Here is a 26,023-nt window from a genome sequence, read left to right on the forward strand (position 1 = left end):
CGCCGCGTGGTCGCCGCCACTTCCGCGTCCGGAACTGGCGGCGTTTCTCCCGGTAGCGCAGTGCAGTTGCAGCACCACACCTCGCTTGGCGCGGCGACTGCACCGTTTAAAGCATCCTGCTTGGTAAATCTGGCGATGGAACTGGAACGGCCGTGCCGGCCCGGCGTTTCACATGGGCAAACTCAAACAGGAGGAACATATGTTCACGAAATATATGACGGCTGGACTGCTGGGATCGGCCCTGCTGGCGTCGGCCGCTTTCGCGCAGAGCGCAGCACCGACCACGACGGCACCTGTCGCCGCCGTTACGGCTTCTGACTCCAGCTACAACGGCAATTGGCGTACCTCGAAGGTCGTCGGCCTCAACGTCTACAATGACGGCAATGAGAGCCTCGGCTCGATCAACGATCTGCTCACCGACAAGAGCGGTAACATCAAGGCCGTTGTCATCGGCGTCGGCGGCTTCCTCGGCGTTGGCGAGCAACTGGTCGCCGTGCCGTTCGACAAGATCAAGTTTGTCAATGAGCCGGTCGTCAATACCACCGCTGCGACGGCCACCGGTGGCATGAACAAGTCCGCTACGACCACGACAACTGGCGCAGCCACCGCGACCACAACGGGCTCGGCGACGACTGCGACGGCGGCAAAGCCCAATCCGTGGTATCCCGACCATGCCGTGCTGAGCGCCACCAAGGACCAGCTCAAGGCGATGTCCGCGTTCAAATATGCGACGAACTAACGCTCGCCGATATCGTCAAGCGAGAGCGCGTCCGGCAACGGGCGCGGTCTTTGCGATTGAGTAGCCCGGATGAAGTTGTCGCGCCTGCGGCGCGGCGACGAAATCCGGGGACCCGATTTACGACAGGCCGGTCCCGGATTGTCATCCGGGCTACAATGCCGGCAGCGCCGTTACCGCGACGTTGATGGCGCCGTCCGCTTCCGCAATCACCCGCAGCGTCCTGGAATCGAATGAGATGCCGGCCAGCCGCAGGCTGGTAATCTCGGCGCCGACGCGGATGCCGTTGGCGTTCTGCTGGAAGTCGGCAATCACGGATGCGATTCTCTTTTGCGCATTGCTGGCGAACGGCTTCAGGTCGATCGTCGCGCGTTCCGCCAGCGCGTCCTGCAGTAGCGGCATGGCCGCGCGGGCGGCCGAGCCGAGCAGGCCAAACGCTGCTTCCGACTCCACCGCCAGTTCGGTATTGGTCAGCTTCAGCACCTGCGTCGCCTGATCGAGCGCCGGTTTGCCCCAGATGTGCACGGTGGCTTCGGCGCCGAGACCGAACCAGCTCTTCTTCTCTTTTGCACTGACCAGCAGTGAGATCAGCAGCCGGTCGCCCGACGCCTGCACATTCGCCTTTTTCACGGTTATCCCGACCGCGCCGGAGCCGTCTTCCGGGAAGCTGCGGCCGACGAGTTGCGTCTCGATGATCTTGTTGATCTCGGTGAACGGCATGTCGACCGGCACGGCGATGCTGAGTTTACCGGGGCCGGGCGGCACGATAGCCAGCGTCGCGGGGAACGGGCACTCCGGTGTCGTCTGGCTCGCCGTCACCCGGGTCTCGGCTTCGACGCCCAGCGTCAGCGTGACGTTGCTCGCATCGACGCGCGGCTGTGCGGCGACGGCGCGAACCGGCTTCATTTCCAGAAACAGGCCCTGCAAGGCGCTGGCACCCTGCAGCGGGATCGACCGGCACAGTTTGGCCCATTCGCGCCGCGCGTTCTGTTCGAGCGCGGGATCGTTGCGCAGCCGGGCCTGCACGGCGGCGATCTGCTCGTTGACGGTCTTGTCGATCATAGGTTTGACCTGCGCCGGCACGCTCAGGCGTGCGCCGGCCATCGTCACGCTGGTGTCGCCGAGATTGACCTGAGCGGCGAGGCCGGGCTCGACGCGCCAGTTGGCGGTGAGCTGCGGACGGGCGGTCAGCACCACATTGCCGCGGATCTCGGCATTGGCGTTGAGGTTCTTGATATTGATGCTGCCGAGCTGCTTGGCGACATTGCCGCCGAGCAGATTGCCGAGCGCGCCGCCGAGCTGATCGCGTACATTGGACGACAGGGCGCCCGTGACGTTGAGCGTGCCGTTCAGCGGCGTCGCCAGCGTCAGCGTATCGGCGGCCCCGGTAGCACCTATCGGTCCGCGCGCCGCGCTCCATTTGATCTCGGCATTCTGCAGGATCTGCGGCACCGGATTAGGCGCATCGCCCGCAAAATTGCGCGGTGCGCCCTTTTCGGCGGCGTCACGGATGGCATTCAGGGTGATGGCGACGGGCGCGATGATGCTCGAGATGCGCGGCGCCGCCGGCAGCGGCGGCATCTGCACCAGTACCGGCGCCGGCCCGGCGCCGCGCGGCGAGAGATAGTCCATGACCTTGAGGGCGGCGACGAAAGAAACGCCCACCAGCACGACCGCAATGACAATAGTTCTAAGGCGCATCAATTCCCCGCTGAATATCGCGGGAGACTACAGCAATGCAGTGCGGCGGCAAAGCGCCCCACGCATGGCGCGGGGCGCCTGTTTGGCTGCTGGAATGTGTGCAATTGTTACTGCACGAAGTGCGTCGTGAGCAACTTCGTCCATCAGCCCCGCTTGCCTGCCGCATTGTCGGCGCGGCGATCCATCGGCAGCACGATTACCTTGGTGCCGACGTTCACCCGGGAATACAGGTCCGAGACGTCCTGGTTGGTGAGCCGGATGCAGCCGGACGACACCTGGGTGCCGATCGTCTCCGGCATGTTGGTGCCGTGAATGCGATAGATGGTGCCGCCGAGATACATCGCGCGGGCGCCGAGCGGATTGCCGGGACCACCGGCCATGTGTCGCGGCAGATAGGGCTGGCGCGCGATCATTTCCGGCGGCGGCGTCCAGGCCGGCCACTCGGCCTTCTTCGTGACGGTCTGCACGCCGGACCAGGTGAAGCCGTCGCGGCCCACCCCGATGCCGTAGCGCATCGCCTGACCGTTGCCGAGCACGTAATACAGATAGGTGTTCGGCGTATCGATGATGATGGTGCCGGGCGCCTCGCGGGTGGCGTAAGTGACGATCTGGCGGCGGAATCGCGCCGGCTGTGCGACCGCCACGCTGTCGTCCTCGGCCTGCGGTGTCTGATAGGTCGGTGCCTGCGGCGCGGGCTGCCACTGCGCGGGCGGCGTCATGAAGAACGGAAACAGCGGCAGCGGCGCGGCCTGCGCGGGGGTGAAGGCCAGCGTGCCGATGGCGAGCGCGCCAAGAACTGCGGCGGTGCGGCGGCTGGTCAGCGAAAATTCAGCGAAGGTGGTCATGGTGTGTCTCCGTTTGAGCGCCTCTGTGAGCGCCGGTTCGGCGTCTCGTTGGCGTGATCAGTACAAAGCGGAGGTTTCAGGAAGTTGGCGCGAAGGGCGCTAAATGGTTTCGTTGCCCGGGAGAACTGTTTCGTGGCGATGTCGTCGCGCCCGACGGGAGGTCGAGTTCGGAAACGAGGCGCCCTGGGTTTCGTGTGACAGGACCTCGCTTACGCTAAATGGCAGTCAGGAAAACCAGCAAGCGCGTGACCGCATATTCCGTGCGGAGAGTGACTTTGAGGCCTTGCTTGGAACAACAGAGGACGAGCAGGCGATCACTCGTGGATCGTTGCATCCGGCCGCCAGGTCAGCAGCCGGTTCTCAAGCATGGTCAGTATCCACTCGGCAACAAGCGCCACCACGGCGATGACGATCATGGCGGCAAACACGCCGTTTGAATCGAACGATCCCTGCGCGGTGGCGATCAGCAGGCCCATGCCCTCGCGCGCACCGAGAAACTCGCCGACGATGGCGCCGACCAGCGCGAAGCCGAAGCTTACATGCAGGCTGGCGAGGATCCAGGAGAGCGCCGAAGGAATCACCACCGATCGGGTCATTTGCCAGTCGGACGCCCCGAGAATTCGCGCATTGGCGATCAGGTTCTTGTCGGCCTCGCGCACGCCCTGAAAAGCATTGGCGAATACCACGAAGAACACCATCACCACGGCCAGCGCGATTTTAGACGCCGCGCCGAGGCCGAGGGCGACGATGAAGATCGAGCCCAGCACCACGCGCGGGATCGAATTGGCGACCTTGATGTAGATCGAGAACACGTCGGACAGGAGTTGGTTGCGGCCGAGCGCGATGCCGAAGAAAATGCCCATTGCCGCGCCGATCAGAAAGCCGGCGCCGGCCTCGTAGATGGTCACCCAGATCTGCTTCCACAAAGGCCCGATCGAGGTGCCGTTCTGGAACCAGTCGATCAGCTTGACGACGATGCCGGTGGGCTGGCCGAAGAAGAACGGGTCGATCAGCCCGGTGCGCACGCCGAGTTCCCAGCCGCCGATCAGGAAGACGAGGACGGCGAGCCGCAGCGCCAGCACCAGCCGGTCGTGCCGGCGCATCCGCTGCAGCGCGGTTTCGAGCTTGGGGTCGGCGGGCAGGGATGTGATGATGCTGGACTCGGTCATGTCAGTTTCCCCGGACACGTTAGTGTCCCGCCCTCGCTCGCAACACTTCTTCGCGCAGGTCGTCGTTGATCTTTCGCGCGATAGCGATGAAGCGCTCGTCGTAGCGCAGGGTCGCGACGTCGCGCGGGCGCGGCAGGTCGATGGTGTGCACCGACTTGACGCGTGCAGGGCGCGTGGTCAGCACCGCGACGCGGTCGGCGAGCAGGATGGCTTCGTCGAGGTCGTGGGTGACAAACAGCACCGCGGATTTCGCCTGCGCCCACAGCTGCAGCAATTCCTCCTGCATCAATTCGCGGGTCTGCACGTCGAGCGCAGAGAACGGCTCGTCCATCAGCAGCACCTGCGGATTATTGATGAAGGTCTGCGCCAGCGCCACACGCTTGCGCATGCCGCCGGATAGCTGGTGCGGGTGGTGCCCCTCGAAGCCCTTGAGGCCGACGCGGATGATCCAGTCGCGCGCCTCGGCTTCCGCCTTGTCTTTGGCAATGCCGCGGAACAGCGGCCCCGCCATCACATTATGCAGCACGTCGCGCCACGGAAACACTGCGTCCTGCTGGAACACGAAACCGACGCGGCGATCGACGCCGGAGACTTTCTTGTCGAACAGGGTCACTTCGCCGGCCTGCGGCCTGGCCAGGCCTGCGATCAGCCCCAGCGTGGTCGACTTGCCGCAACCGGTGGGGCCGACGATGGCCATGAATTCGCCGGGCGCGATCGTGAGGTCGAAGTCTTCCAGCGCCGACAGCAATTCGCCCGACGGTGTGACGAAGCGCCGGGCGACGTGTTTGAGCTCGATGGCGGACGGAGAGGGGGTCATGCGAAATTTCTCGATTGCGAACGGGGAAACCAAGGGTGTCATTCCGGGTTCGCGGTCGGCTCTCGCCGCTCGCGCCCCTGAACGACGAGTCCCTCACTGCGTCGCGTTGGCCTTGGTGACGAAATCCGTGGTGTAGGTCTTGGCGAGGTCGATGGTCTTGCCCTGCAGGTTGGGCGAGAAGCTGGTCAGCACCTTCAAAACCGATTCCGGGGCACCGGCGGGCATCATGCCGTCCGGAGAATACTGTGCGCGGCCTTCGCGCAGGCCCTGAATGTAGAGGTCGAGTTCGCCGGCATAGTAGTCCTTCGGCATCTGGGCTGCGATTTCTTCCGGCGAGTGGCTGTGCATCCACTTGAGTGTCTTGACCATGACGTTGACCACCTTCTGCGCGGTCTCCTTGTTGGCCTCCATCCAGGCGCGGTCCATATACAGGCAGGCGGCCGGATAGTCGCCGCCGAGCGCCGCGCGGGTGGCTTCCGGGGTGCGCAGGTCGATGCCGACCTTGGCCGTGCCGTTCTTCACCGCGCGCGCCACCGTCGGTTCGGTGGTCATGCCGGAAACAATCTTGCCCTGCTGCATCGAGGCCAGGAACGTGTCGCCGGCGCCGACCGGCACCAGCGAATAGTCCTGCACCTTCAGTCCGGCCTTGGCGGCCAGCGCGCGGGTCAGGAAGTCGGTGGCCGAGCCGAGTCCGGTCACACCGAGTGCCTGGCCCTTCCAGTTGGCGGGGTCCTTGAGCTTCTCGGCATCGGCAGACTTGACCAGCACAACTTCGCCCGGCGCCACCGCGAACTGTACCACCGAGGTTATGAACTTGCCCTTCGACTGCAGGTCGATGGTGTGGTCGTAAAATCCGACCACGCCCTGCACCTCGCGCGCCAGCAGCGCGGTCGCGGCTTGCGAGCCGGAGGTGGAGTTGAACAGTTCGACGTCGAGGCCCTGTTCCTTGAAGAAGCCGAGCTGGGCGGCGAGCTTGGCAGGCAGATAGATCTGCTTGTCAATGCCGCCGACCATGATCTTGATCGGGGTCTGGGCTGCGACCGGCTGGGCCAGCAGGAGGGCAGCCGACAGAGCGGCGCCAAGGGTTGCGGCGATCATCTTTCGCATGGACGTTTTCCCAGAATGCTGCGCCGAGTCGTGCCGGCCACGGTCGAGTTGCCGCATGAGGCCCATGGGCGGTCGGTGCTGTCAATCGGTCTATCGGCGGGCAACCTCCGTGGGGCGAGAACCTGCCCAAGCCGGCTTGGCGAATTAGGCGCGAATTCCGGACGTTGAAGAGTCCTTAAGGCATTTCCTCAATATTGACGGGATGACGCGCGGAATTCGTTTGTATCTCGTCGGCTCCGTCGTCCTTGTATCGCTTGCGGGTTGTGGTCGCGGTCTGTTCCAGACCGAAGAGCGCGAACCCTGGCGTGCCGAGGCAGAAGTCGCATGTCTGAAATCCGGAGCCGTGAGAGAGGGGGCCGATCTCGTTCGGATCGACCCGATTTCCGGACCGGGGGTTTGCGGCGCCGAATTTCCGCTGAAAGTAGCAGCCCTCGGCGACAGCAACAGCAGCTTCGGCTTTGCCAATGAAAGTCTGCGCCCGCCCGGCAGCGTCGGCAATGCCGGCAACCAGCCGCGCTGGCCGGTGCAGCCACAGCCGGTGGAGCGGGCCGGGAATTCCTACCCGGCCAGCAACTATCCGAACTCCTATCCGGCCGCCGCTGCGCAGCCGCCGTCCGGCTATGGCGCGGCGTCGAACGGCCCGATCTCGCTGAATGCGCCGGGCGTGGCCGAGCCGGACGAGGTCGAACTGCCCTCGGAGCCGGCGCCCGAGCCGGCATCGACCCAGCGTCGCCCGCTCTATGGCCGCTACGGCTCCGGTGTGCAGTCGCCGCCGCTGCAAGCCTATGAACAGCCGCGGCTCGGCCCAGGTCCCGGCAATGTCACCGGCGCCGTCGGCCCGGTGGCGCTGAAGCCGGTGGCGACACTGGCCTGTCCGATCGTGTCGGCGCTCGACAAGTGGCTGGCGGAGGCGGTGCAGCCCGCGGCGCAACGCTGGTTCGGCGCACGCGTCGTCGAGATCAAACAGATATCGGCCTATTCGTGCCGCGGCATGAACGGCAGTTCCAAAGCGCATATTTCCGAGCACGCCTTCGGCAACGCGCTGGATATCGCGTCCTTCACGCTCGCCGATGGTCGCAAGATCACCGTCAAGGGCGGCTGGAAGGGCCTGCCGGAAGAGCAGGGCTTCCTGCGCGACGTGCAGGGTGCGGCGTGCCAGGTGTTCAACACCGTGCTGGCGCCGGGCTCCAACGTGTTTCACTACGACCACATCCATGTCGACCTGATGCGCCGCAAATCGCGCCGTATCGTCTGTCAGCCGGCCGCCGTGTCCGGCGAGGAGATCGCCTCGCGCGCCATGCCGCGCAGCACCTATTCCGGGCGCGACACGTCGGTCACGGGATCGATCGGAGGCCGCGGCGCAAAACCGTCCGGCCGCAAGGCGGCCTATGACGACGCGGAAGATTACAAGAACGAGTAGTCAGTTCGCCCGGCGATAGGCCGCCAGGAACATCCGCACGGCGCTGCTCACCACTGTTGCAATCTGCTCGGGCGACGGCGCCGGCGCCGCCTGGAAGATGAACGGCATGAACAGCGAAGATTGGCAGCACATCATGAACTGCGACGCCGCGAGCGAGCAGTCCTCGATCGCGAGGTCACCCGCGGCCACCCGCGCCTCGAGATAGCTGGCCAGGCGGCCGATCGTCAGCGCGACCACGTTGTTGTAGAAGCGCTGGCCGACTTCCGGCATCCGCTCGGCGATGGCCATCACGGTGCGCGTCGAGGAGCCGCCGCCGGGGCGACACAGCAACTGGATATAGGCGGTGCCGAATTCCAGCAGCGTGGTTTCGGTGTCGCGCGCGGGATCGAAGTTGAACGCGATCTTGCCCTGTTCGAGCACTTCCTGCGCGACGATCGCCTCGAACAGCGCGGACTTGTCGGTAAAATAGACATAGAGCGTGCCTTTCGAGACGCCTGCGGCGCGGGCGATCTCGCCCATGCTGGCGCCGTCGAAGCCGAGATTCATGAACACGGCCCGCGCGCCGTCCAGAATCTGGCGGCGCTTGGCGCTGTCTTCTTCGCCGACGATCGAGAGGGTGGCGTGCTGCAAATCGGACATACTGAGCCTGCTACCAGATTGATGCAGCGATCACGTTTTCGAAACCTTGTCGAAAGTCACCTGCTTCCGTGAGCAATCTAGCTTGACCGAACCGTTCGGTCAATATAATTTGGAGGTCAGCAAGCGGGAAACGGCCTTGGCGGGCGGCTTTCCGATGACCCTTTTCAGGAGGCCTCGATGGCCGGACCGCGCGACCAGGCTGCACGACTTCGTCCCGAGCCGGATGCTGCCTCCAACGCGCCCGTGCACGTCGTGTCGGCTTCCGCCGAGGCGTATGCGTCGCCGGATGACGCCGCGCGCGGTCCCGCAGATTTTCCCGCTGCCGAGCGCGCCCCGGAAGCGCCTGCCGCGCAAGTCCATCCGGCGGCAGCGCCGAAGTCCGGCAAGAAGAAATTCATCCTGCTCGGCGTCGGTGGCCTGCTGGCGGTCGCCGCGGTGGTCTGGGGCATCAATTATTATCTGGTCGGCCGCTTTATCGTATCGACCGATGACGCCTATGTCCGCGCCAACAATTCCACAATGGGGGCCCGCGTCGCCGGCCACATCGCCAGCATCGTGCCGGGTGACAATACCCGCGTGAAAGCCGGCGACGTGCTGTTCAAGATCGACGACGGCGACTATCGCATCGCGGTCGAGGCCGCGCGCCGCAAGATCGCCACCCAGCAGGCCACCGTCGAGCGGATCGGGCGTCAGGTGATCGCGATGCAGAGTTCGGTCGAGCAGGCCAATGCGCAGCTTGTTTCGGCGGAAGCGATGTCGAAGCGTTCGCAACTCGATTTCGAGCGTCAGGATGCGCTGAGCACCCGCGGCTTTGCATCGAAAGCAATCTTCGAGACCTCGCAGGCCTCGCGCGACCAGAGCGCCGCCTCGGTGCAGGCGGCGAAGGCCGCCGTCGATGCTGCGCGTGACAATGTCGAAGTCACCAAGGCGCAGCAGGCCGAGGCGCGCGCACAGCTTGCCGAATTGCAGAGCTCGCTCGACAAGGCCGAGCGCGACCTCGCCTTCACCGAGGTCAAGGCGCCGGTCGAGGGCATCTTCGCCAACCGCCTCGTTAACACCGGCGATTTCGTTGCCGTGGGTCAGCGGCTCGCCAATGTGGTGCCGCTCGACAACGTCTTCATCGACGCCAATTTCAAGGAGACGCAGCTGCGCCGCCTGAAGCCCGGCCAGCCGGTCTCGATCGAGCTCGACGCCGATTCCAGCCGCGCCATCGAAGGCACCGTCGAGAGCCTCGCGCCGGCCGCGGGCTCGGTGTTCACGCTGCTGCCGCCGGACAACGCCACCGGCAATTTCACCAAGATCGTGCAGCGCGTCCCGGTCCGCCTCAAGGTGCCGGCTGACGTCGCCCGCGAAAACCTGCTGCGTGCCGGCATGTCGGTCTACGTCCGCATCAATACCAAGCCCGGCGCCGAAGCGGTGAAGTAGCAACTCGACTTTTTGTAGATTACGTCGGGATGGCAGTGGTTTTCACCTCTCCCCGTTGGGGAGAGGTCGTCCGGCGAAGCGCAGCGTAGCCGGGCGGGTGAGGGGGCCGAGCGCCATCGATCAGCCGGCGTCCCCTCACCCGACGCCTTCGCTGCGCTCAGGCATCGACCTCTCCCCAACGGGGAGAGGTGTCAGAGCATCGCTGAAAGTGACGAGTTATTGTAGTCAGGACCACCATGGCCGCCTCCACCACCGCGACGCCTGGCGCCATTCCCGGCGCGGCCGCATCCGACAGGATCCCGCCGAAGCGGCTGATCGCGTTTTTGATCATGGTGTTCGGCATGTTCATGTCGATCCTGGACATCCAGATCGTCTCGGCCTCGCTGTCGGAAATCCAGGCCGGCCTGTCGGCGTCGTCCAGCGAAGTGTCGTGGGTGCAGACCGCCTATCTGATCGCCGAAGTGATCGCGATCCCGCTGTCCGGCTTTCTTTCGCGCGCCTTGGGCACGCGGATGCTGTTTGCGATTTCGGCCGCCGGCTTCACCTTTGCATCCCTGATGTGCGGCTTCGCCTCGTCGATCGAGCAGATGATCATATGGCGCGCGATCCAGGGCTTTCTCGGCGCCGGCATGATCCCGACGGTGTTCGCCTCCGCCTATGCCGTGTTCCCGCGCTCGAAGTTTCATATCGTGGCGCCGATCATCGGGCTGGTGGCGACATTGGCGCCGACCGTCGGCCCCACGGTGGGCGGCTACATTACCGACTTGATGTCGTGGCACTGGCTGTTCTTCGTCAACGTCGTGCCCGGCATCGGGATCACCGTGGGCGTTCTGGCACTGGTCGATTTCGACAAGCCCGATCTGGCGCTGCTCGACCATTTCGACTGGTGGGGTCTGGGCTTCATGGCGGGCTTTCTCGGCACGCTGGAATATGTGCTGGAAGAGGGCCCGCGCAATGACTGGTTCGGCGACACCTCGATCCTGATCTGCGCGGTGATCTGCGTCGTGACCTGCGTGCTGTTCTTCTGGCGGGTTCTGACGGCGCACGAACCGATCGTCGATATCCGCGCTTTCAGCGATCGCAATTTCGCGCTCGGCTCGCTGTTCTCGTTCTGCATCGGCATCGGCCTGTACGGCCTGACCTATATTTATCCGCGCTACCTTGCCGAAGTGCGCGGTTACAGCGCGTTGATGATCGGCGAGACGATGTTCGTGTCAGGCATTTCGATGTTCGTGATGGCGCCGATCGTCGGCCGGCTGATGACCAAGGTCGATCTGCGCTACCTGATCGCGCTCGGCCTCGTGCTATTTGCGGCCGGTACCTGGCAGATGACATGGGTCACCCGCGACTATGATTTCTACGAATTGCTGGTGCCGCAGATCCTGCGCGGCATGGGCATGATGCTGGCGATGGTGCCGGTCAACAACATTGCGCTCGGCACGCTGGCGCCGGACCGGCTGAAGAATGCCTCGGGCCTGTTCAACCTGACGCGCAATCTCGGCGGCGCGCTGGGTCTGGCGCTCATCAACACCGCGCTCGACCACCGCACCGATTTCCACATCTCGCGGCTGCACGACAAGGTGACCTGGGGCAACGCCATGGCGGTCGAGACGCTGAATAATTTCACGCAGAAATTCCAGGGGCTGGGCGACGCGCCCCTCATGGCACTGAAGCAGCTCAACCAGATCGTTCACCGCCAGGCCACGGTGATGGGCTTTGGCGATTCGTTCTTCCTGCTGTCGTGCTTCTATATCGGCCTCAGTTTCATGGTGCTGTTGCTCAACAAGCCGAAGAACGCGGCGACCGGCGACGCGCATTGATTGCGCGCGTCATTCCGGGACGCGAGGGCGAAGCCCGAGCGAACCCGGAATCCCGGAATGACAGCATTTAAACTGGCGAGGGGCCCGGCGTTGTACACCGGACCCCTCGTTGTCGCGAAAAAGTATCAGCCGGCCTGTAAGCCGGGTTTTGTAGGGCACCGTCCGGTTGCCCGAACGATACGTGACGGCCATTCCTCTGGGACCCCGTTTGCACGGGGCCTCAAGCAACCTACCCGGACAGCGAGCAAGACATCGCCCTGAAGTGTTATCGCCGGGGCTTTCGCCCGGGCGAACTGACTGCGTTGCCGTCCCTATTCGGTTTTGCTCCCGGTGTGGTTTGCCATGCCGTCTCCGTTGCCGGAGACGCGGTGCGCTCTTACCGCACCTTTTCACCCTTACTCGCCTCGCCCTTGCGGGTTACGGAAAGCGGTTCGTTCTCTGTGGCACTTTCCCTGGGGTCGCCCCCGCCGGCCGTTAGCCGGCACCGTATGTCGATGGAGCCCGGACTTTCCTCTCCCGCAGCCTTTCGACCGTAGCGGGAGCGGCCGTCCAGCCGACTGATGCGCAAGCCATGGGGGCTGCGGGGGCCGCCGTCAAGCCGGCAGGCTGCCGAGCAGCGCCTGCAGCGTGGTCAGCGTCGAATGGTCGGTGATGCCGTCGACCCGCTCGGGGCGGAAGTGGCGCTGGAACGCGGTGACCACTTCCATCGTCGCGGTGTCGTACTGGCTGCTCAGTTCGATGCCGTAGCCGTAGCGCGCCAGCGCCTGCTGCAGCGCCAGCACGCGCTCGCCCTCGGCGCCGAGCCTGATGGTTTCGCCCGGTGTGATCGGGGCGGGGCGGACCCAGTGGCCGACGCCGGAATTGGCCAGCGAATGCCACGGGAATTTCTCGCCGGGATCCTTCTTGCGGGCCGGCGAGACGTCGGAATGGCCGAGCACGCGGTGCGCCGGGATCTCTTGACGCAGCAGGATGCCGCGGCACAGCGCCGTCACGGCGGCGATCTGGCGGGGCGGATAGTCCGGGTAGCCCCAGTCATGGCCGCGGTTGATGATCTCGATCCCGATCGACAGCGAATTGATGTCGGTCTGGCCTGCCCAGAAGCCGAGCCCAGCATGCCAGGCGCGTTTGGACTCCGGCACCGTCTGCACGACGCGGCCGTCTTCCAGCACGATGTAATGCGCCGATACGTCGGTGCCCGGCGTGCACAGCCGGTTGATGGCCCCTTCGGCGTCGGGCATCCCGGTGTAATGCAGCACGATCATGTCCGGCACCAGGCCGTCGTTACGCTCGCCGAAATTCGCCGACGGGATGATGTCGGAGACGACCGAGGAGTCCGGATTGAACAGCGGGACATCCGCCGCCCCCTTCGGCAGCGGCAGGACGCGGCGCCGCACGTCGGGAGGGGTAAACGAACCGGAAGACATGGCGGCACTCGAACTTTGAGAGAGACGCAGCACGGTGGTCGACGCTGCTCCGCGCACTATCCCGGCCCGCGCGCCGCCGTGCAACGGTTGGGTGACACCTGTCCAGCGTTTTCGAGCCGTGTGAACGCCTGCGCATCAGATGGCAATGGAACCTAAGCCGGTACCAAATGCCTCAATTGTGTACCCGCCCATCAACCCTTTCTTAACGCTAAACGCCGTTACTGAGGGGTGAAAAGCCGGCCCCTGGGGTCGGTCGAAGTCCTCTTTGACGTCCCCGGCGTGGCCCATTTTCAGCATCCATGCGGAACAGCGGAACTGCGTGCGGCTCTCGCGGGCGCGTCGAAAGGGACCGGGTATTGCGCAATGCTGCGGTCTTTCGAACGGAAGGGCCGGGCGGCGTGCCGACAGTTGAGGCGACATGGGCCACTCGGTGTCCGGTTTGACATTGCGCCTCCGGGCGACGCCGCTCCGCTTCGGAGCGGGCGCATGAGCACGCCTGAGGTCCGCCATATTCCGGTGCTCGGCCGCGAGGCCGTCGCGGCGTTGAACCCGCATGCCGGCGGCGTCTATGTCGATGCCACCTTCGGCGCAGGCGGCTATTCCCGCATGTTTCTCGAAACTCCCGGCACAAGGGTGATCGGCATCGACCGCGACCGCACCGCGGTCGCCGGCGGCTTCGACCTCGTCGAGCGTTCCGACGGCCGGCTGACGCTGGTCGAGGACCGCTTCTCGCATCTCGCCGACGTCTGTGCCGCGCAGGGCGACGCGCTGGTCGACGGCGTGGTGATGGATGTCGGCGTGTCGTCGATGCAGATCGACCAGTCCGAACGCGGCTTCTCGTTCCGTTTTGATGGCCCGCTGGACATGCGGATGGGCCATGACGGACCGACCGCGGCCGATGTCGTGGCCACCGCGTCGGAAGCCGATCTTGCGAACATCATCTACATTTTCGGCGAGGAGCGCTATTCCCGCGCCGTCGCCAAGGCCATCGTCGCTGCGCGTGCGGAAGCGCCGATCACGACCACGCATGAACTAGTGGCGATCATCTCGAAAGTTGTCTGGGCCAAGCCCGGCGAGATCCATCCGGCGACGCGCACCTTCCAGGCACTGCGAATCTTCGTCAACGAGGAGCTCGACGAACTGCACATCGCGCTAGCCGCGGCCGAGCGCGTGCTGAAGCCGGGCGGACGCCTGGCGGTCGTGTCGTTCCATTCGCTGGAAGACCGCATCGTCAAGAATTTCATGGTCGAGCGGAGCAAGACCGGCGGCGGCTCGCGGCATGTTCCGGAGGTTTCCCAGGATCGTCCGCGTTTCACGCTGGTCAACAAGCGCCCGATCATCGCCGGCGGCGAGGAAGTCAGCAACAATCCGCGCGCCCGTTCCGCCAAGCTGCGCGTGGCCGAGCGCACCGAGGCTCCGGCGCTCGAGGCCGGTCCGCTGCCGAACTGGCCGTCGCTCGCTTCCGTGATGCGGGGAGGCTGATCATGCGTATCCTGCATTTGCTGGTCATCGCCGTCCTCGTCTTCGCCGCGGCCTATGTCTACCGGATCAAGATGGAATCCACCGTGCGGACCGAGCGCGTGATGCGGCTGCATGCCGACATCCGCGAGCAGCGCGACGCCATCGCCTCCTTGCGTGCGGAATGGGCCAAGCTCGATGCGCCGATGCGGCTGCAGGGCCTCGCCGAGCGCCACCTCACCTTGAAGCCGATCACCGCGCAGCAGTTCGACGCGCTGAAGAACCTGCCGGATCGTCCGCCGAGCTTTGCCAGGCCGGGCGATCCCGATCCGATCGGCGCGATGATCAATACGATCGATCCGGATATCGTCACCGGTTCGCTGCCTGCGCCCGAGGATACGCCATGACCGCGCGCAATAGTGTGAAGCCGACCGAACCATGGCGGCAGCGGCTGATCCGCAGCCTGTTGTACGGGCGCAATGTCGATCGCGCCGCCAAGGCGCGCGCCCGCGTCGGCCTGGCGATGGTCGCGTTCGGCGGCATCTACGGCATCATCGCCGTGCGCCTCGTGATGTTCCCGCTTGGCGGCGACGCCCATGCCGAGCGTCGCGCGACGAAAGATGCCATCGCCACCGCGCGGCCCGATATTGTCGATCGCAATGGCGCGGTGCTGGCCACCGACGTCAAATCGCCGTCGCTGTTCTCCGAGCCGCGCCGCATCATCGACAAGGACGAGGCGGTCGAGCTGTTGACGGCGGCGCTGCCCGACCTCGACACCGCCGAAGTGCGTGAGCGCGTCTCCAGCCGCAAGGGTTTTGCCTGGTTGAAGCGCGAGATCACGCCGCAGCAGCAGCGCGACATCCATCGGCTGGGCATTCCCGGCATCGGCTTCCTGCGCGAGAACAAGCGCGTCTATCCGAGCGGTGCTGCGGTCTCTCACGTCATCGGCCTCGTCAACATCGACAATCAGGGGATTGCCGGTATCGAGAAGTGGCTCGACACTAACGGTCTCGCCGATCTGCACCAGGCGGGCTTCGCCTCCGACCGGCTGCAGAAGCCGGTCGAACTCTCGATCGACCTGCGCGTCGAACACGCGCTGCGCGACGAGCTGATGAAGGCGAAAGAGAAATACAAGGCCAAGGCGGCGTCCGGCCTGATCTCCAACGTCAGGACCGGCGAGATAGTGGCGATGGTGTCGCTGCCGGATTTCGACCCGAACAACCCGAAGGAAGCGCACGATCCCGATCGCATCAACCGGCTTACCACCGGCGTCTACGAGATGGGCTCGACCTTCAAGACGCTGACGCTGGCGATGGCGCTGGATTCCGGCAAGGCCAATCTCAACACCATGTATGACGCGCGCGCGCCGCTCGCCTACGGCAAGTTCAAGATTCACGACAGCCATTCGCTCGGCAAGTTCATTTCATTGGCGGAAGTGTTCACCTACTCGTCCAACATCGGCGCCGCCCGCGTGGCGCTGGCGCAGGGCGTCGAGGCGCACAAGGCGTTCCTCAAGAAGGTCGGTCAGATGGACCGGCTGCGTACCGAACTGCCGGAAAGCGCGATGCCGATCGTTCCCAAACGCTGGGGCGAACTCAACACCGTCACGATCTCGTTCGGCCACGGCATCGCGGTGGCGCCGCTGCAGGCGGTGATGGGCATCAACGCGATGGTCAATGGCGGCTATCTCATTCCGCCCACCTTCCTGAAGCGCACCGAGGAAGAAGCCCTCGCCATCGGCAAGCGCGTGGTCAAGAAGGACACCAGCGACAAGATCCGCTATCTGATGCGCCTCAACGCCGAGGTTGGCACCGCGCGCCAGGCCGACCTGCTGTCGAAGGGTTTCTACATCGGCGGCAAGACCGGCACGTCGGAGAAGGTCGTCAACGGCCGCTATTCCAAGAAGCAGGTGCTGAACTCGTTTACCGCGGTGCTGCCGATGGATAATCCGCAATACCAGGTGCTGGTGATGCTGGACGAACCGAAGGCGCTGCCGGAAACCCACGGCTTCATCACCTCGGGCTGGAACGCGGTGCCGGCCGGCGGCAAGGTGATCGCGCGCGTCGCGCCGTTGCTCGGCCTGGAGCCGCGCTTCGACTTGCAGACCGCCGACCGGGTCATCCTGGCCGCCAGCAAGGTGACCCAGTAAGGCTACACAATACCGCCGCATCGGCGCTTTACAGCCGTCATGAAATGCGGTTTGCGTGCGTCGCGGAAGCCGATGTGGACGGGAACAGCATGAAACTGCGCGATCTTTTCAGCGATGATGGCGCGATCGATGGGCCTGCAGGCGACATCGACGTCAGCGGGCTCGCCGTCGATAGCCGTGCCGTCAAACCCGGCGACCTGTTCTTTGCGCTGGCCGGCAGCAAGACCGATGGTGCGCGTTTCGTCACCCAGGCGATTGCCGCCGGCGCCGTTGCAGTGGCCGGTGACCACATGCCGATCGGCCTGCCGGTGCCCTATGTCGTCACTCCCAATCCGCGCCTCGCGCTGGCGCGGGCAGCCGCCAAATTCCATCCGCGCCAGCCGGCGGTGATCGCCGCCGTCACCGGCACCTCCGGCAAAACCTCGGTGGCGTCCTTCGTGCGCGAGATCTGGGGCCGGCTCGGTCATCAGGCCGCCAGCATCGGCACCATCGGTCTGGTGTCGCCGAAGCGCACCGTCTACGGCTCGCTGACCACGCCGGATCCCATTTCCCTGCACCGCGAACTCGACGAGATCACCGGCGAGGGTGTCACCCATCTCGCGCTGGAGGCCTCGTCGCACGGGCTTGACCAGTTTCGCCTCGACGGCGTCCGCATCCAGGCCGGCGGCTTCACCAATCTGTCGCGCGACCACATGGACTACCATCCGGACATCGCGCACTATCTCGGCGCCAAGCTGCGGCTGTTTCTGAATCTCGTCGTCGATGATGGCGTCGCCGTGGTCGCGGCCGATCACGAACATTCCGCGCAGGTGATCCATGCCGCGCAATCGCGCCATCTCAACCTCATCACGGTCGGGCGCCGGGGTGGGGCGGGCGAAGGCATCCGGCTGGTTGACGCGGCGATCGATGGCTTTGCGCAAAAACTAACGCTGGAGCATCGCGGCAAGACCTTCGATATCAAACTGCCGCTGGTCGGCGAATTCCAGATCGAGAACGCGCTGGTCGCGGCCGGTCTGGTGATCGGCACCGGGAGCGATACGGACGCGGTCTTCGCCGCGCTCGAACATCTCGAGGGCGCCCGGGGCCGGCTGGAGCGCGTCGGCGACCATCATGGCGCGCCGGTGTTCGTCGATTACGCGCATAAGCCGGACGCGCTCGCCAAGGCGCTGCAGGCGCTGCGGCCCTATGCCAAGCGCAGGCTGGTCGTGGTGTTCGGCGCCGGCGGCGACCGCGACACCGGCAAGCGGCCGCTGATGGGCGAGATCGCGGCGGCCAATGCCGACCATGTCATCGTCACCGACGACAATCCGCGCTCTGAGGACCCCGCCAGGATCCGGGCGGCCATCATGGCCACCGCCAGCGGCGCGATCGAAATCGGCGACCGCGCCGAGGCGATCCGCGCGGCGATCGCAGGCCTGCAAGAGGGCGACGCACTGCTGATCGCCGGCAAGGGACACGAGACTGGACAGATCGTTGGCGACCGCGTGTTGCCGTTCAGTGATCACGAGGCGGCAGGGGCCGCGCTGAATTCGGGGGTGTCATGAGCGACTTTTTATGGACCTGCGCGGATATGACCCAGGCGATGCGCGCGACCGTGCGGGGCGCGCTTCCGGAAGGAATCACCGGCATCTCGATCGACAGCCGCAGCATCGCGCCGGGCGAGGCCTATTTTGCCATCAAGGGCGAGGTTCATGACGGCCACGCTTTCGTCGAGGCTGCATTGAAGAACGGCGCAGGCGTCGCCGTGGTCGAGGCGGCGCAGCGCGACAGATTTCCGCAAGACGCTCCGCTACTGATTGTCGATGACGTGCTCAAGGGCCTTGTCGATCTCGGCATCGCTGCTCGCGCGCGGCTGGGCGGGCAGGTGATCGCGGTGACCGGCTCGGTCGGCAAGACCTCGACCAAGGAGGCGCTGCGCCGGGTGTTCGAGGCGCAGGGCGAGACCCATGCTTCGGTGGCTTCGTTCAACAACCACTGGGGCGTGCCCCTGACGCTGGCGCGCTGCCCGGCCACGGCGCGCTTTGCGGTGTTCGAGATCGGCATGAACCATGCCGGCGAGATCGAGTCGCTGGTGAAAATGGTGCGGCCGCATTTCGCCATCATCACCACCGTGGAGCCGGTGCATCTCGAATTCTTCAGCGGCGTGACAGCCATTGCCGATGCCAAGGCCGAGATATTCGCAGGTCTTGAGCCCGGCGGGGTTGCGATCCTCAACCGTGACAACGTGCATTTCGCGCATCTGCAGAAACGCGCGGACGAATATGGCGTTTCGCGCATTGTGTCGTTCGGCAGTGATTTGTCCGCTGACGTGCGGCTGATCGATATCGCGCTGCATCCGACCTGCTCGGCGGTGCATGCCGACATCCTCGGCCACGACGTCACCTACAAGCTCGGCATGCCCGGCCGCCACATGGCGATAAATTCGCTGGCGGTGCTCGCCGCGGCCCTGCTGATGGGCGCCGATCTGGCGCTGGCGGCGCTGACGCTGTCAAAGGTGGAGCCCGCGGTCGGCCGCGGCCTGCGCTATCAGCTTGCGCTCGTCGGCGGCGAGGCGGTGTTGATAGACGAGACCTTCAACGCCAATCCGGCCTCGATGCAGGCAGCACTCAGCGTGCTCGGCGCGGCCGAGGTGGGGTCGAAAGGCCGCCGCATTGCGGTGCTGGGCGACATGCTGGAACTCGGGCCCGAGGGCGCGGAATTGCACCGCGGCGTGGTCGATGCCGTAAACAACGAGCAGATCGACCTGGTATTTTGCTGTGGTCCCTTGATGCGCAATCTGTGGGACGCCCTTTCCACCGGCCGGCGGGGCGGCTATGCCGAAGATGCCGCCGCGCTCGAATCGCAGGTTCTGGCCGCGATCCGCGCCGGCGACGTCATCATGGTCAAGGGCTCCAAGGGCTCGCGCATGCATCCGATTGTCTCCGCGCTGCAAAAGCGCTTTCCCGGCAACGCCGCGCACGACGACACCGCGGTATAGGCGAACTGAATGTTCTACTGGCTGATCGACTTTGCCGGGACGGTCCCGGTGTTCAACGTGTTCCGCTACATCACCTTCCGCACCGGCGGCGCGATGGTGACCGGGGCGTTGTTCGTGTTCCTGTTCGGGCCCTGGATCATCGACAATCTGCGGCTGCGACAGGGCAAGGGCCAGCCGATCCGCGCCGATGGCCCGCAGACCCATCTGGTCAAGGTCGGCACGCCGACCATGGGCGGGCTGATGATCCTGTCCGGCCTCGTCGTGTCCACGCTGCTGTGGGCCAACCCGCGCAATCCCTATGTCTGGATCGTGATGGCGGTGACGCTCGGCTTCGGCTTCGTCGGATTTTATGACGACTATCTCAAGGTCACCAAGCAGACCGAGGCGGGCTTCGCCGGCCGCACCCGACTGGCGATCGAGACGCTGATCGCCGCCGCCGCCTGCTATGCCTTCGTCCGGCTCGGCCGCGACCCGCTGTCGAGTTCGCTGGTGCTGCCGTTCTTCAAGGATCTGGCGCTGAATTTCGGCTGGTTCTTCGTGATCTTCGGCGCCTTCATCGTGGTCGGCGCCGGCAATGCGGTGAACCTCACCGACGGCCTCGATGGCCTGGCCATCGTGCCGGTGATGATCGCCTCCGCCAGCTTTGGCCTGATCGCCTATCTGGCCGGCAATCTAGTGTTCTCCGACTATCTGCAGATCAACTACGTCGCCGGCACCGGCGAACTGGCGGTGCTGTGCGGCGCGGTGCTCGGCGCCGGGCTCGGCTTCCTGTGGTTCAACGCGCCGCCGGCCTCGATCTTCATGGGCGATACCGGATCATTGGCGCTGGGCGGCATGCTCGGCTCGATCGCGGTCGCCGTGAAACACGAGATCGTGCTGGCGGTGATCGGCGGGCTGTTCGTGCTGGAAGCTGTATCGGTGATCGTGCAGGTGACCTCCTTCAAGCTGACCGGCAAGCGCGTGTTCCGGATGGCGCCGATCCATCATCACTTCGAGCAGAAGGGCTGGACCGAGCCGCAGATCGTGATCCGGTTCTGGATCATCTCGGTGATGCTGGCGCTGGTCGGCCTCTCGACGCTGAAGCTGCGATAGCGCGCGCCGCGCTTGCCTTCCCCTCTCCCCTTGTGGGAGAGGGTGGATCGACCGCTCTAGCGAAGCTTCGCTTCGCACGGGCGGTCGAGACGGGTGAGGGGTAGTGCTCTGCGGCGCCCCCTCATCCGACGCGGACTTCGTCCGCGTCACCTTCTCCCACAAGGGGAGAAGGAAGGAAGAGGAACAGTATTATGATCCCCGTCACCTCTTTTGCCGGCAAGACCGTCGCGGTGTTCGGCCTCGGCGGTTCGGGCCTCGCCTCGTGCCATGCGCTGCGCGCCGGCGGCGCCGAGGTGGTCGCCTGCGACGACAGCATCGACCGCATGGTCGAGGCCGCGCGCGCCAATTTCATCACCGCCGATCTGCGCAGCGTGGCGTGGGAAAATTTCGCCGCGCTGGTGCTGACGCCGGGCGTGCCGCTGACGCATCCCGTGCCGCACTGGACCGTGCTGAAAGCGCGCGAGGCCGGCGTCGAGGTGATCGGCGATATCGAATTGTTTTGCCGCGAGCGCGCGTTACATGCGCCCGACGCGCCGTTCATTGCGATCACCGGCACCAACGGCAAGTCGACCACCACGGCGCTGATCGCGCATCTGATGCGCGAGGCCGGCTTCGACACCCAGATGGGCGGCAATATCGGGACCGCGATCCTGTCGCTGGAGCCGCCGGCCAAGGGCCGCGTCCATGTGATCGAGATGTCTTCCTACCAGATCGACCTGACGCCCTCGCTGGATCCCAGCGTCGGCATTCTGCTCAACGTCACGCCGGACCACATCGACCGCCACGGCACGCTCGAACATTATGCTGCGGTGAAGGAGCGCCTGATCGCCGGCGTGCAGGGGCACGGCACCGCGATCGTCGGCGTCGATGACGACTGGTGCCGAGCGGTGGCCGATCGCGCCGAACAGGGCGGCAAGAACGTCGTGCGCGTCTCGGTGGAGGGCCCGCTCAGGGACGGCCTGACCGCAGATGGCGCGACCATCGTCTCCAACGTTGCCGGGGTGCCCCATCCGCTGGTCGATCTCGCCGGCATCGGCTCGCTGCGTGGCCTTCACAATGCGCAGAACGCCGCCTGCGCCGCTGCGGCGGCGCTGGCGCTCGGCATCGACATAGATGTGCTGCAGCAGGGCCTGCGCAGCTTTCCCGGCCTGGCGCACCGCATGGAGCAGGTCGGCCGCCAGGGCAGGGCGCTGTTCGTCAACGACTCCAAGGGCACCAATGCCGACGCCACCGCGAAAGCGCTGTCGTCGTTTCCCGGCATCTTCTGGATCGCTGGCGGCAAGGCGAAGGAGGGCGGTATCGAGAGCCTGGCCGAATTCTTCCCGCGAATCCGCAAGGCCTATCTGATCGGCGAAGCAGCTAGCGAATTCGCCCACACGCTCGATGGCAAGGTCCCTTACGAGATCAGCGAGACGCTCGATGTCGCGGTGCCGGCCGCCGCGCGCGACGCGGCGGTGTCGGATGTCACCGAGCCCGTCGTGCTGCTGTCGCCGGCCTGCGCGTCGTTCGACCAGTTCCGCAATTTCGAAATCCGCGGCAACAGGTTTCGCGAACTGGTTCTGGCGCTGCCGGATGTAGAACCAGTTTAGTGCGACGGCTTGAATGAACTCCCTCCCCCGCAAGGGGGAGGGGAAAGAAGCCGGCGTGCTTGGCGGTGATGACAATCTGGCTGCTGCTCAAATTTTCATATCCCGTTAACCGGCTGGCAACCACGATGGCGCACCAATGGAGCTCCTTGGCCTGCAGGTATGCCCATGATCTCCCGTGAACAACGCACGCCGCTCAGCGAATGGTGGTGGACCGTGGACCGGCTGCTGCTGGCCGCGATCATCGCGCTGATGCTGGCCGGGGTGATCCTGTCGCTGGCCGCCTCGCCGCCGGTGGCAACAAGAATCGGGCTCGATCCCTTCCACTTCTTCAATCGCCACGTGCTATTCATGATCCCGTCGGCCATCGTGCTGATCGGGGTGTCGTTCCTGACGCCACGGCAGATCCGGCGCGGCGCGCTGATCGTGTTCGCGATCTCGGTGGTGCTGATCGTCGCGACCCTGTTGATCGGCCCCGAGGTCAAAGGGGCCAAGCGCTGGATCACCATTCTCGGCGTCAACATCCAGGCGTCCGAATCCGCCAAGCCGTCGTTCGTCGTGGTCGCCGCCTGGCTGTTCTCCGAGTCCGCGCGAAAACCGGACATGCCGGCGACCTCGATGGCGGTGGTGCTGCTCCTGATGCTGGTCTCGCTGCTGGTGCTGGAGCCCGACTTCGGCCAGACCATGCTGATCCTGATGGTGTGGGGCTCGCTGTTCTTCATCGCCGGCATGCGGATGGTCTGGGTGTTCGGCCTCGCCGCCACCGCCGCGGGCGGGCTGTTCACCGCCTACCTGTTCGTGCCGCACGTCGCCGGCCGCATCAAGCGCTTCATGGATCCGGCTTCCGGCGACACCTTTCAGGTCGACACCGCGATGGAAGCCTTCGGCAATGGCGGCTGGTTTGGGCTTGGACCCGGCGAAGGCATCGCCAAGCGCAGCCTGCCGGACAGTCACACCGACTTCGTCTTCGCCGTCGGCGCCGAGGAGTTCGGCATTTTCTTGTGCCTGGCGCTGCTGGCGCTGTTCGCCTTCATCGTGATCCGCGCGCTGTCGCGCGCCTATCAGACCGAGGACCTGTTCACGCGCTTTGCGGCGTCGGGTCTGGCGATCCTGTTCGGCGTGCAGGCGGCGATCAACATGGCGGTCAACCTGCATCTCATTCCCGCGAAAGGCATGACGCTGCCGTTCCTGTCCTATGGCGGCTCGTCGATGATCTCGCTGGCCTACAGCGTCGGCATGCTCTTGGCACTGACGCGGATGCGACCGCGCACCGAGATGGAAACCATTTCGACCGCCAACGCCACCAGCGCTTACGCGTGACGTCATGAGCCAAGCCCCTCTGATCCTGCTCGCGGCCGGCGGCACCGGCGGCCATTTGTTTCCGGCGGAGGCGCTTGGCGTCGCCCTGATGAAGCGCGGCTGGCGGGTGCGACTGGTTACCGACGCGCGCGCGCTGAAATATAGCGGGCTGTTTTCGCGCGAAATGATCGACGTGGTGCCAAGCGAAACGCTGCGCAGCCGCAACCTGGTCGCGCTGGCGCGCACCGGTCTCATGCTCGCCGCCGGCACCGGCGTTGCGCTCAATCTGATGCGGACCTTGAAGCCCGCCGCCGTGGTCGGCTTCGGCGGTTATCCGACGCTGCCGCCGCTGGTCGCCGCCAGGCTGTTCGGCGTGCCCACCCTCATCCATGATTCCAACGCGGTGATGGGCCGCGCCAACCGGCTGTTGTCCGGCCATGTCAGCGCGATTGCGACCTCGCTGCCCGGCGTGCTCGACCGCGATCCTGATCTCGCGAAGAAGACCACCACCACGGGCACCCCGATGCGCCCGGCAATTCTCGCCGCCGCCGCGGTGCCCTATGCGGCACCTGCGCTCGACGGGCCGCTGCGGCTGCTGGTCGTCGGCGGCAGCCAGGGCGCGCGGATCATGGCGGACATCGTGCCGGGCGCGATCGAACGCCTCGAGCCGGCGCTCTGGAACCGGCTGGTCTTGACCCAGCAGGTCCGCGACGAGGATCTGGCGCGGGTCCGCGCGGTCTACGACAAGCTCAAGATCAAGGTCGAACTGGCGCCGTTCTTCAGCGACCTGCCGGCGCGGCTGGCGTCGAGCCAATTGGTGGTGTCGCGCTCCGGCGCCGGCACGGTCGCCGAGCTTGCCGCGATCGGCCGGCCCTCGATCCTGGTGCCGCTGCCCGGCGCGCTCGACCAGGACCAGTTCGCCAATGCCGGCGTGCTGGTCGAGGCGGGGGGCGCGATCCGGCTGTCGCAGGATGAATTCACGCCGGACCGGCTAGCTGCGGAAATCTCCGCGCTGGCCGCCGAGCCGGCGCGGCTGGCCGTGATGGCTCAGGGCGCCCGCACGGTCGGCAAGCTCGACGCGGCCGAGCGGCTGGCGGATCTGGTCGCGAAGGTGGCGGGGATCTGATCGCTGTCGTTTTCTCGATGCGCTGCAGCGCGTACCGCTGCGGCGCAAATCCGGGCAACGAAGTCGTATCGTACTAACGTCGTACTACACAACGGCCCCGGTCTATGTCGTTTTGTTAGTCCATGACAAGCGATCCTTTCAACATCGTTCCGGCCACCCATCGTGACACCGCACGGTCGGCGTTGGCGGCTGCCTTCGGCTCGGCGCCCATTGGGGCGATCGCGCCTTTGATGGGCGGCGTGTCCGGCGCTCTGGTGTTTCGCGTTACGTCGGCCGGTAGGCAGTACGTGCTGCGGATGGAGGGCGCCGCCAGTCCGTTGCGCAATCCGCACCAGTACGCCTCGATGCAGATCGCAGCGGAAGCTGGCATTGCGCCGCGGTTGCACTTCGTTGACGATGTTTCGCGCGTCGTCGTAATGGATTTTATCGCCGAACAACCGCTTCTGACCTTTCCCGGTGGGCAGCGCGCGCTGGCCCATGCGCTGGGTGAAATGCTGCGGCGCCTGCAGGCGACTCCGACCTTCGAACACTTTGTCGAGTATCCCGACATCGTCACGCGGCTGTGGGCGCATGTGTGCCGGACCGGCCTATTTGCTCCGGGGGTGCTCGATGCTCATACCCAGCGCCTGACCGATATCCGTGCCGCTTATGTTTGGAATCCGGCCGATGCGGTCTCCGCCCATAACGACGTGCTGCCGCGCAACCTGCTCTTCGATGGCGAACAGCTTTGGTTGGTTGACTGGGAGTCGGCCTATTGCAGCGATCCGCTGATCGACGTTGGCATCGCGCTGGACAATTTCGCGCCGTCTCCGGAACTGGAGGATGTGCTGCTGCAGGCCTGGCTCGGCCGCGCGCCGGACCGGGCGATGCGCGACCGGCTAGCGCTGACCCGCGCGTTGACCCGGCTGTACTATGCCGGCGTGCAGTTCAGCGCCGTGGCGGCCGGGCCGCGGCCGGCTCCGGATACGGATGTGGCAGCGCCAACGCTGGCCGAATTCAGGCGGGCTCTGCGCGACGGCCGACTTTCGCCCGATGCTGCGGAGACCCGGCAGGTTCTCGGCAAGATGTATCTGGCTGCGTTTTTCACAGGCGGGAAGCCACCCGGCCTGCCGCCGCCCATTAGCGCATTTAGGATCAAACACGACCTGGAATAGCCGTATCTTAGGGGAAGGCGGCCCGAATGGGCCCGTTTTTCGATATCCAAGCGTCATGGCCGGGGCTTGTCCCGGCCGA

The 26,023-nt window shown here is 65.4% G+C and carries 21 protein-coding genes and 1 other RNA gene; 14 read left to right on the plus strand and 8 right to left on the minus strand.

Annotated elements, in window-relative coordinates; genetic code table 11:
- Window positions 1-199 precede the first annotated feature (199 nt).
- On the plus strand, window positions 200-739 hold the full coding sequence (locus FNL56_RS10505; protein ID WP_143572655.1) for a PRC-barrel domain-containing protein: 540 nt from the start codon (window positions 200-202) through the stop codon (window positions 737-739).
- A gap of 150 nt (window positions 740-889) precedes the next feature.
- Here the strand turns inward: FNL56_RS10505 and FNL56_RS10510 are convergent, their stop codons facing one another.
- The 5 genes from FNL56_RS10510 to FNL56_RS10530 all read right to left on the minus strand — a co-directional run bounded on the left by FNL56_RS10510 (window position 890) and on the right by FNL56_RS10530 (window position 6,375).
- Window positions 890-2,437, minus strand: coding sequence for a DUF4403 family protein (locus tag FNL56_RS10510; RefSeq protein ID WP_143572656.1), 1,548 nt, complete (start codon window positions 2,435-2,437; stop codon window positions 890-892).
- A 143-nt stretch (window positions 2,438-2,580) separates the two neighbouring features.
- Window positions 2,581-3,282: a L,D-transpeptidase gene (locus FNL56_RS10515; protein ID WP_143572657.1), complete on the minus strand. Its 702-nt coding sequence runs from the start codon at window positions 3,280-3,282 to the stop codon at window positions 2,581-2,583.
- A 314-nt stretch (window positions 3,283-3,596) separates the two neighbouring features.
- On the minus strand, window positions 3,597-4,385 hold the full coding sequence (locus FNL56_RS10520) for an ABC transporter permease (protein WP_246660989.1): 789 nt from the start codon (window positions 4,383-4,385) through the stop codon (window positions 3,597-3,599).
- Between the two features lie 85 nt (window positions 4,386-4,470).
- Window positions 4,471-5,268, minus strand: coding sequence for an ABC transporter ATP-binding protein (locus FNL56_RS10525; RefSeq protein ID WP_143572659.1), 798 nt, complete (start codon window positions 5,266-5,268; stop codon window positions 4,471-4,473).
- Window positions 5,269-5,361: 93 nt separating this feature from the next.
- Window positions 5,362-6,375: an ABC transporter substrate-binding protein gene (locus tag FNL56_RS10530; protein WP_143572660.1), complete on the minus strand. Its 1,014-nt coding sequence runs from the start codon at window positions 6,373-6,375 to the stop codon at window positions 5,362-5,364.
- A 202-nt stretch (window positions 6,376-6,577) separates the two neighbouring features.
- Here FNL56_RS10530 and FNL56_RS10535 point away from each other — a divergent pair, with 202 nt between their 5' ends.
- The gene (locus tag FNL56_RS10535; RefSeq protein ID WP_143572661.1) at window positions 6,578-7,795 is read left to right on the plus strand and encodes an extensin-like domain-containing protein; all 1,218 of its coding nucleotides are present in this window, start codon (window positions 6,578-6,580) and stop codon (window positions 7,793-7,795) included.
- On the opposite strand, the gene FNL56_RS10540 is transcribed toward FNL56_RS10535, so the two are convergent.
- Complete coding sequence (locus FNL56_RS10540) at window positions 7,796-8,434, minus strand: TetR/AcrR family transcriptional regulator (protein WP_143572662.1); 639 nt, start codon at window positions 8,432-8,434, stop codon at window positions 7,796-7,798.
- A gap of 177 nt (window positions 8,435-8,611) precedes the next feature.
- Between FNL56_RS10540 and FNL56_RS10545 the strand changes: the two genes are divergently transcribed.
- Entirely contained in the window at window positions 8,612-9,859 is a 1,248-nt protein-coding gene (locus FNL56_RS10545; RefSeq protein ID WP_143572663.1) for an HlyD family secretion protein, read from the plus strand.
- Window positions 9,860-10,095: 236 nt separating this feature from the next.
- A complete protein-coding gene (locus tag FNL56_RS10550; protein WP_143577808.1) occupies window positions 10,096-11,679 on the plus strand; it encodes a DHA2 family efflux MFS transporter permease subunit in 1,584 nt (527 codons plus the stop codon).
- A gap of 121 nt (window positions 11,680-11,800) precedes the next feature.
- Here FNL56_RS10550 and rnpB read toward each other — a convergent pair.
- Both rnpB and FNL56_RS10560 read right to left on the minus strand, forming a co-directional pair.
- An RNA gene (gene rnpB, locus FNL56_RS10555) (RNase P RNA component class A) lies at window positions 11,801-12,240 on the minus strand.
- Window positions 12,241-12,272: 32 nt separating this feature from the next.
- Window positions 12,273-13,103, minus strand: a complete 831-nt coding sequence (locus tag FNL56_RS10560) for an N-acetylmuramoyl-L-alanine amidase (protein ID WP_143572665.1) — start codon at window positions 13,101-13,103, stop codon at window positions 12,273-12,275.
- A gap of 486 nt (window positions 13,104-13,589) precedes the next feature.
- On the opposite strand from FNL56_RS10560, the gene rsmH reads away from it, so the two are divergent.
- The 10 genes from rsmH to FNL56_RS10610 all read left to right on the plus strand — a co-directional run bounded on the left by rsmH (window position 13,590) and on the right by FNL56_RS10610 (window position 25,944).
- Window positions 13,590-14,585: a 16S rRNA (cytosine(1402)-N(4))-methyltransferase RsmH gene (rsmH, locus tag FNL56_RS10565; protein ID WP_143572666.1), complete on the plus strand. Its 996-nt coding sequence runs from the start codon at window positions 13,590-13,592 to the stop codon at window positions 14,583-14,585.
- 2 nt (window positions 14,586-14,587) lie between these two features.
- Window positions 14,588-14,968 carry a cell division protein FtsL gene (gene ftsL, locus FNL56_RS10570; RefSeq protein ID WP_143572667.1) on the plus strand — a complete coding sequence of 127 codons (381 nt, stop codon included), beginning with the start codon at window positions 14,588-14,590 and terminating at the stop codon, window positions 14,966-14,968.
- Entirely contained in the window at window positions 14,965-16,710 is a 1,746-nt protein-coding gene (locus FNL56_RS10575) for a peptidoglycan D,D-transpeptidase FtsI family protein (protein WP_143572668.1), read from the plus strand. Before ftsL ends, FNL56_RS10575 begins: the two co-directional genes overlap by 4 nt.
- A gap of 89 nt (window positions 16,711-16,799) precedes the next feature.
- On the plus strand, window positions 16,800-18,254 hold the full coding sequence (locus FNL56_RS10580) for a UDP-N-acetylmuramoyl-L-alanyl-D-glutamate--2,6-diaminopimelate ligase (protein WP_143572669.1): 1,455 nt from the start codon (window positions 16,800-16,802) through the stop codon (window positions 18,252-18,254).
- The gene (locus FNL56_RS10585; protein ID WP_143572670.1) at window positions 18,251-19,687 is read left to right on the plus strand and encodes a UDP-N-acetylmuramoylalanyl-D-glutamyl-2,6-diaminopimelate--D-alanyl-D-alanine ligase; all 1,437 of its coding nucleotides are present in this window, start codon (window positions 18,251-18,253) and stop codon (window positions 19,685-19,687) included. The genes FNL56_RS10580 and FNL56_RS10585 overlap by 4 nt, the downstream gene beginning before the upstream one ends.
- 9 nt (window positions 19,688-19,696) lie before the next feature.
- Window positions 19,697-20,779 (plus strand): phospho-N-acetylmuramoyl-pentapeptide-transferase, encoded by a 1,083-nt coding sequence (mraY, locus tag FNL56_RS10590; RefSeq protein ID WP_143572671.1) that lies wholly within the window; start codon window positions 19,697-19,699, stop codon window positions 20,777-20,779.
- A gap of 191 nt (window positions 20,780-20,970) precedes the next feature.
- Complete coding sequence (murD, locus tag FNL56_RS10595) at window positions 20,971-22,368, plus strand: UDP-N-acetylmuramoyl-L-alanine--D-glutamate ligase (protein WP_143572672.1); 1,398 nt, start codon at window positions 20,971-20,973, stop codon at window positions 22,366-22,368.
- 165 nt (window positions 22,369-22,533) lie between these two features.
- Window positions 22,534-23,685, plus strand: a complete 1,152-nt coding sequence (ftsW, locus tag FNL56_RS10600) for a putative lipid II flippase FtsW (RefSeq protein ID WP_143572673.1) — start codon at window positions 22,534-22,536, stop codon at window positions 23,683-23,685.
- Between the two features lie 4 nt (window positions 23,686-23,689).
- Entirely contained in the window at window positions 23,690-24,790 is a 1,101-nt protein-coding gene (gene murG, locus FNL56_RS10605) for an undecaprenyldiphospho-muramoylpentapeptide beta-N-acetylglucosaminyltransferase (protein ID WP_143572674.1), read from the plus strand.
- A gap of 122 nt (window positions 24,791-24,912) precedes the next feature.
- Window positions 24,913-25,944 (plus strand): phosphotransferase, encoded by a 1,032-nt coding sequence (locus tag FNL56_RS10610; RefSeq protein WP_143581984.1) that lies wholly within the window; start codon window positions 24,913-24,915, stop codon window positions 25,942-25,944.
- Window positions 25,945-26,023: the final 79 nt, after the last annotated feature.

It is taken from the genome of Tardiphaga sp. vice304 (assembly GCF_007018905.1).
Lineage (GTDB): Bacteria > Pseudomonadota > Alphaproteobacteria > Rhizobiales > Xanthobacteraceae > Tardiphaga.

Coding starts and splice junctions, on each gene's coding strand:
- rsmH (WP_143572666.1), top strand. CDS start 13,590: ATGAGCACGCCTGAGGTCCGCCATATTCCGGTGCTCGGCCGCGAGGCC.
- ftsW (WP_143572673.1), top strand. CDS start 22,534: ATGATCTCCCGTGAACAACGCACGCCGCTCAGCGAATGGTGGTGGACC.
- FNL56_RS10585 (WP_143572670.1), top strand. CDS start 18,251: ATGAGCGACTTTTTATGGACCTGCGCGGATATGACCCAGGCGATGCGC.
- FNL56_RS10610 (WP_143581984.1), top strand. CDS start 24,913: ATGACAAGCGATCCTTTCAACATCGTTCCGGCCACCCATCGTGACACC.
- FNL56_RS10540 (WP_143572662.1), bottom strand. CDS start 8,434: ATGTCCGATTTGCAGCACGCCACCCTCTCGATCGTCGGCGAAGAAGAC.
- murG (WP_143572674.1), top strand. CDS start 23,690: ATGAGCCAAGCCCCTCTGATCCTGCTCGCGGCCGGCGGCACCGGCGGC.
- ftsL (WP_143572667.1), top strand. CDS start 14,588: ATGCGTATCCTGCATTTGCTGGTCATCGCCGTCCTCGTCTTCGCCGCG.
- FNL56_RS10545 (WP_143572663.1), top strand. CDS start 8,612: ATGGCCGGACCGCGCGACCAGGCTGCACGACTTCGTCCCGAGCCGGAT.
- murD (WP_143572672.1), top strand. CDS start 20,971: ATGATCCCCGTCACCTCTTTTGCCGGCAAGACCGTCGCGGTGTTCGGC.
- FNL56_RS10560 (WP_143572665.1), bottom strand. CDS start 13,103: ATGTCTTCCGGTTCGTTTACCCCTCCCGACGTGCGGCGCCGCGTCCTG.
- FNL56_RS10510 (WP_143572656.1), bottom strand. CDS start 2,437: ATGCGCCTTAGAACTATTGTCATTGCGGTCGTGCTGGTGGGCGTTTCT.
- FNL56_RS10575 (WP_143572668.1), top strand. CDS start 14,965: ATGACCGCGCGCAATAGTGTGAAGCCGACCGAACCATGGCGGCAGCGG.
- FNL56_RS10525 (WP_143572659.1), bottom strand. CDS start 5,268: ATGACCCCCTCTCCGTCCGCCATCGAGCTCAAACACGTCGCCCGGCGC.
- FNL56_RS10515 (WP_143572657.1), bottom strand. CDS start 3,282: ATGACCACCTTCGCTGAATTTTCGCTGACCAGCCGCCGCACCGCCGCA.
- FNL56_RS10535 (WP_143572661.1), top strand. CDS start 6,578: ATGACGCGCGGAATTCGTTTGTATCTCGTCGGCTCCGTCGTCCTTGTA.
- FNL56_RS10550 (WP_143577808.1), top strand. CDS start 10,096: ATGGCCGCCTCCACCACCGCGACGCCTGGCGCCATTCCCGGCGCGGCC.
- FNL56_RS10530 (WP_143572660.1), bottom strand. CDS start 6,375: ATGCGAAAGATGATCGCCGCAACCCTTGGCGCCGCTCTGTCGGCTGCC.
- FNL56_RS10580 (WP_143572669.1), top strand. CDS start 16,800: ATGAAACTGCGCGATCTTTTCAGCGATGATGGCGCGATCGATGGGCCT.
- FNL56_RS10505 (WP_143572655.1), top strand. CDS start 200: ATGTTCACGAAATATATGACGGCTGGACTGCTGGGATCGGCCCTGCTG.
- FNL56_RS10520 (WP_246660989.1), bottom strand. CDS start 4,385: ATGCGCCGGCACGACCGGCTGGTGCTGGCGCTGCGGCTCGCCGTCCTC.
- mraY (WP_143572671.1), top strand. CDS start 19,697: ATGTTCTACTGGCTGATCGACTTTGCCGGGACGGTCCCGGTGTTCAAC.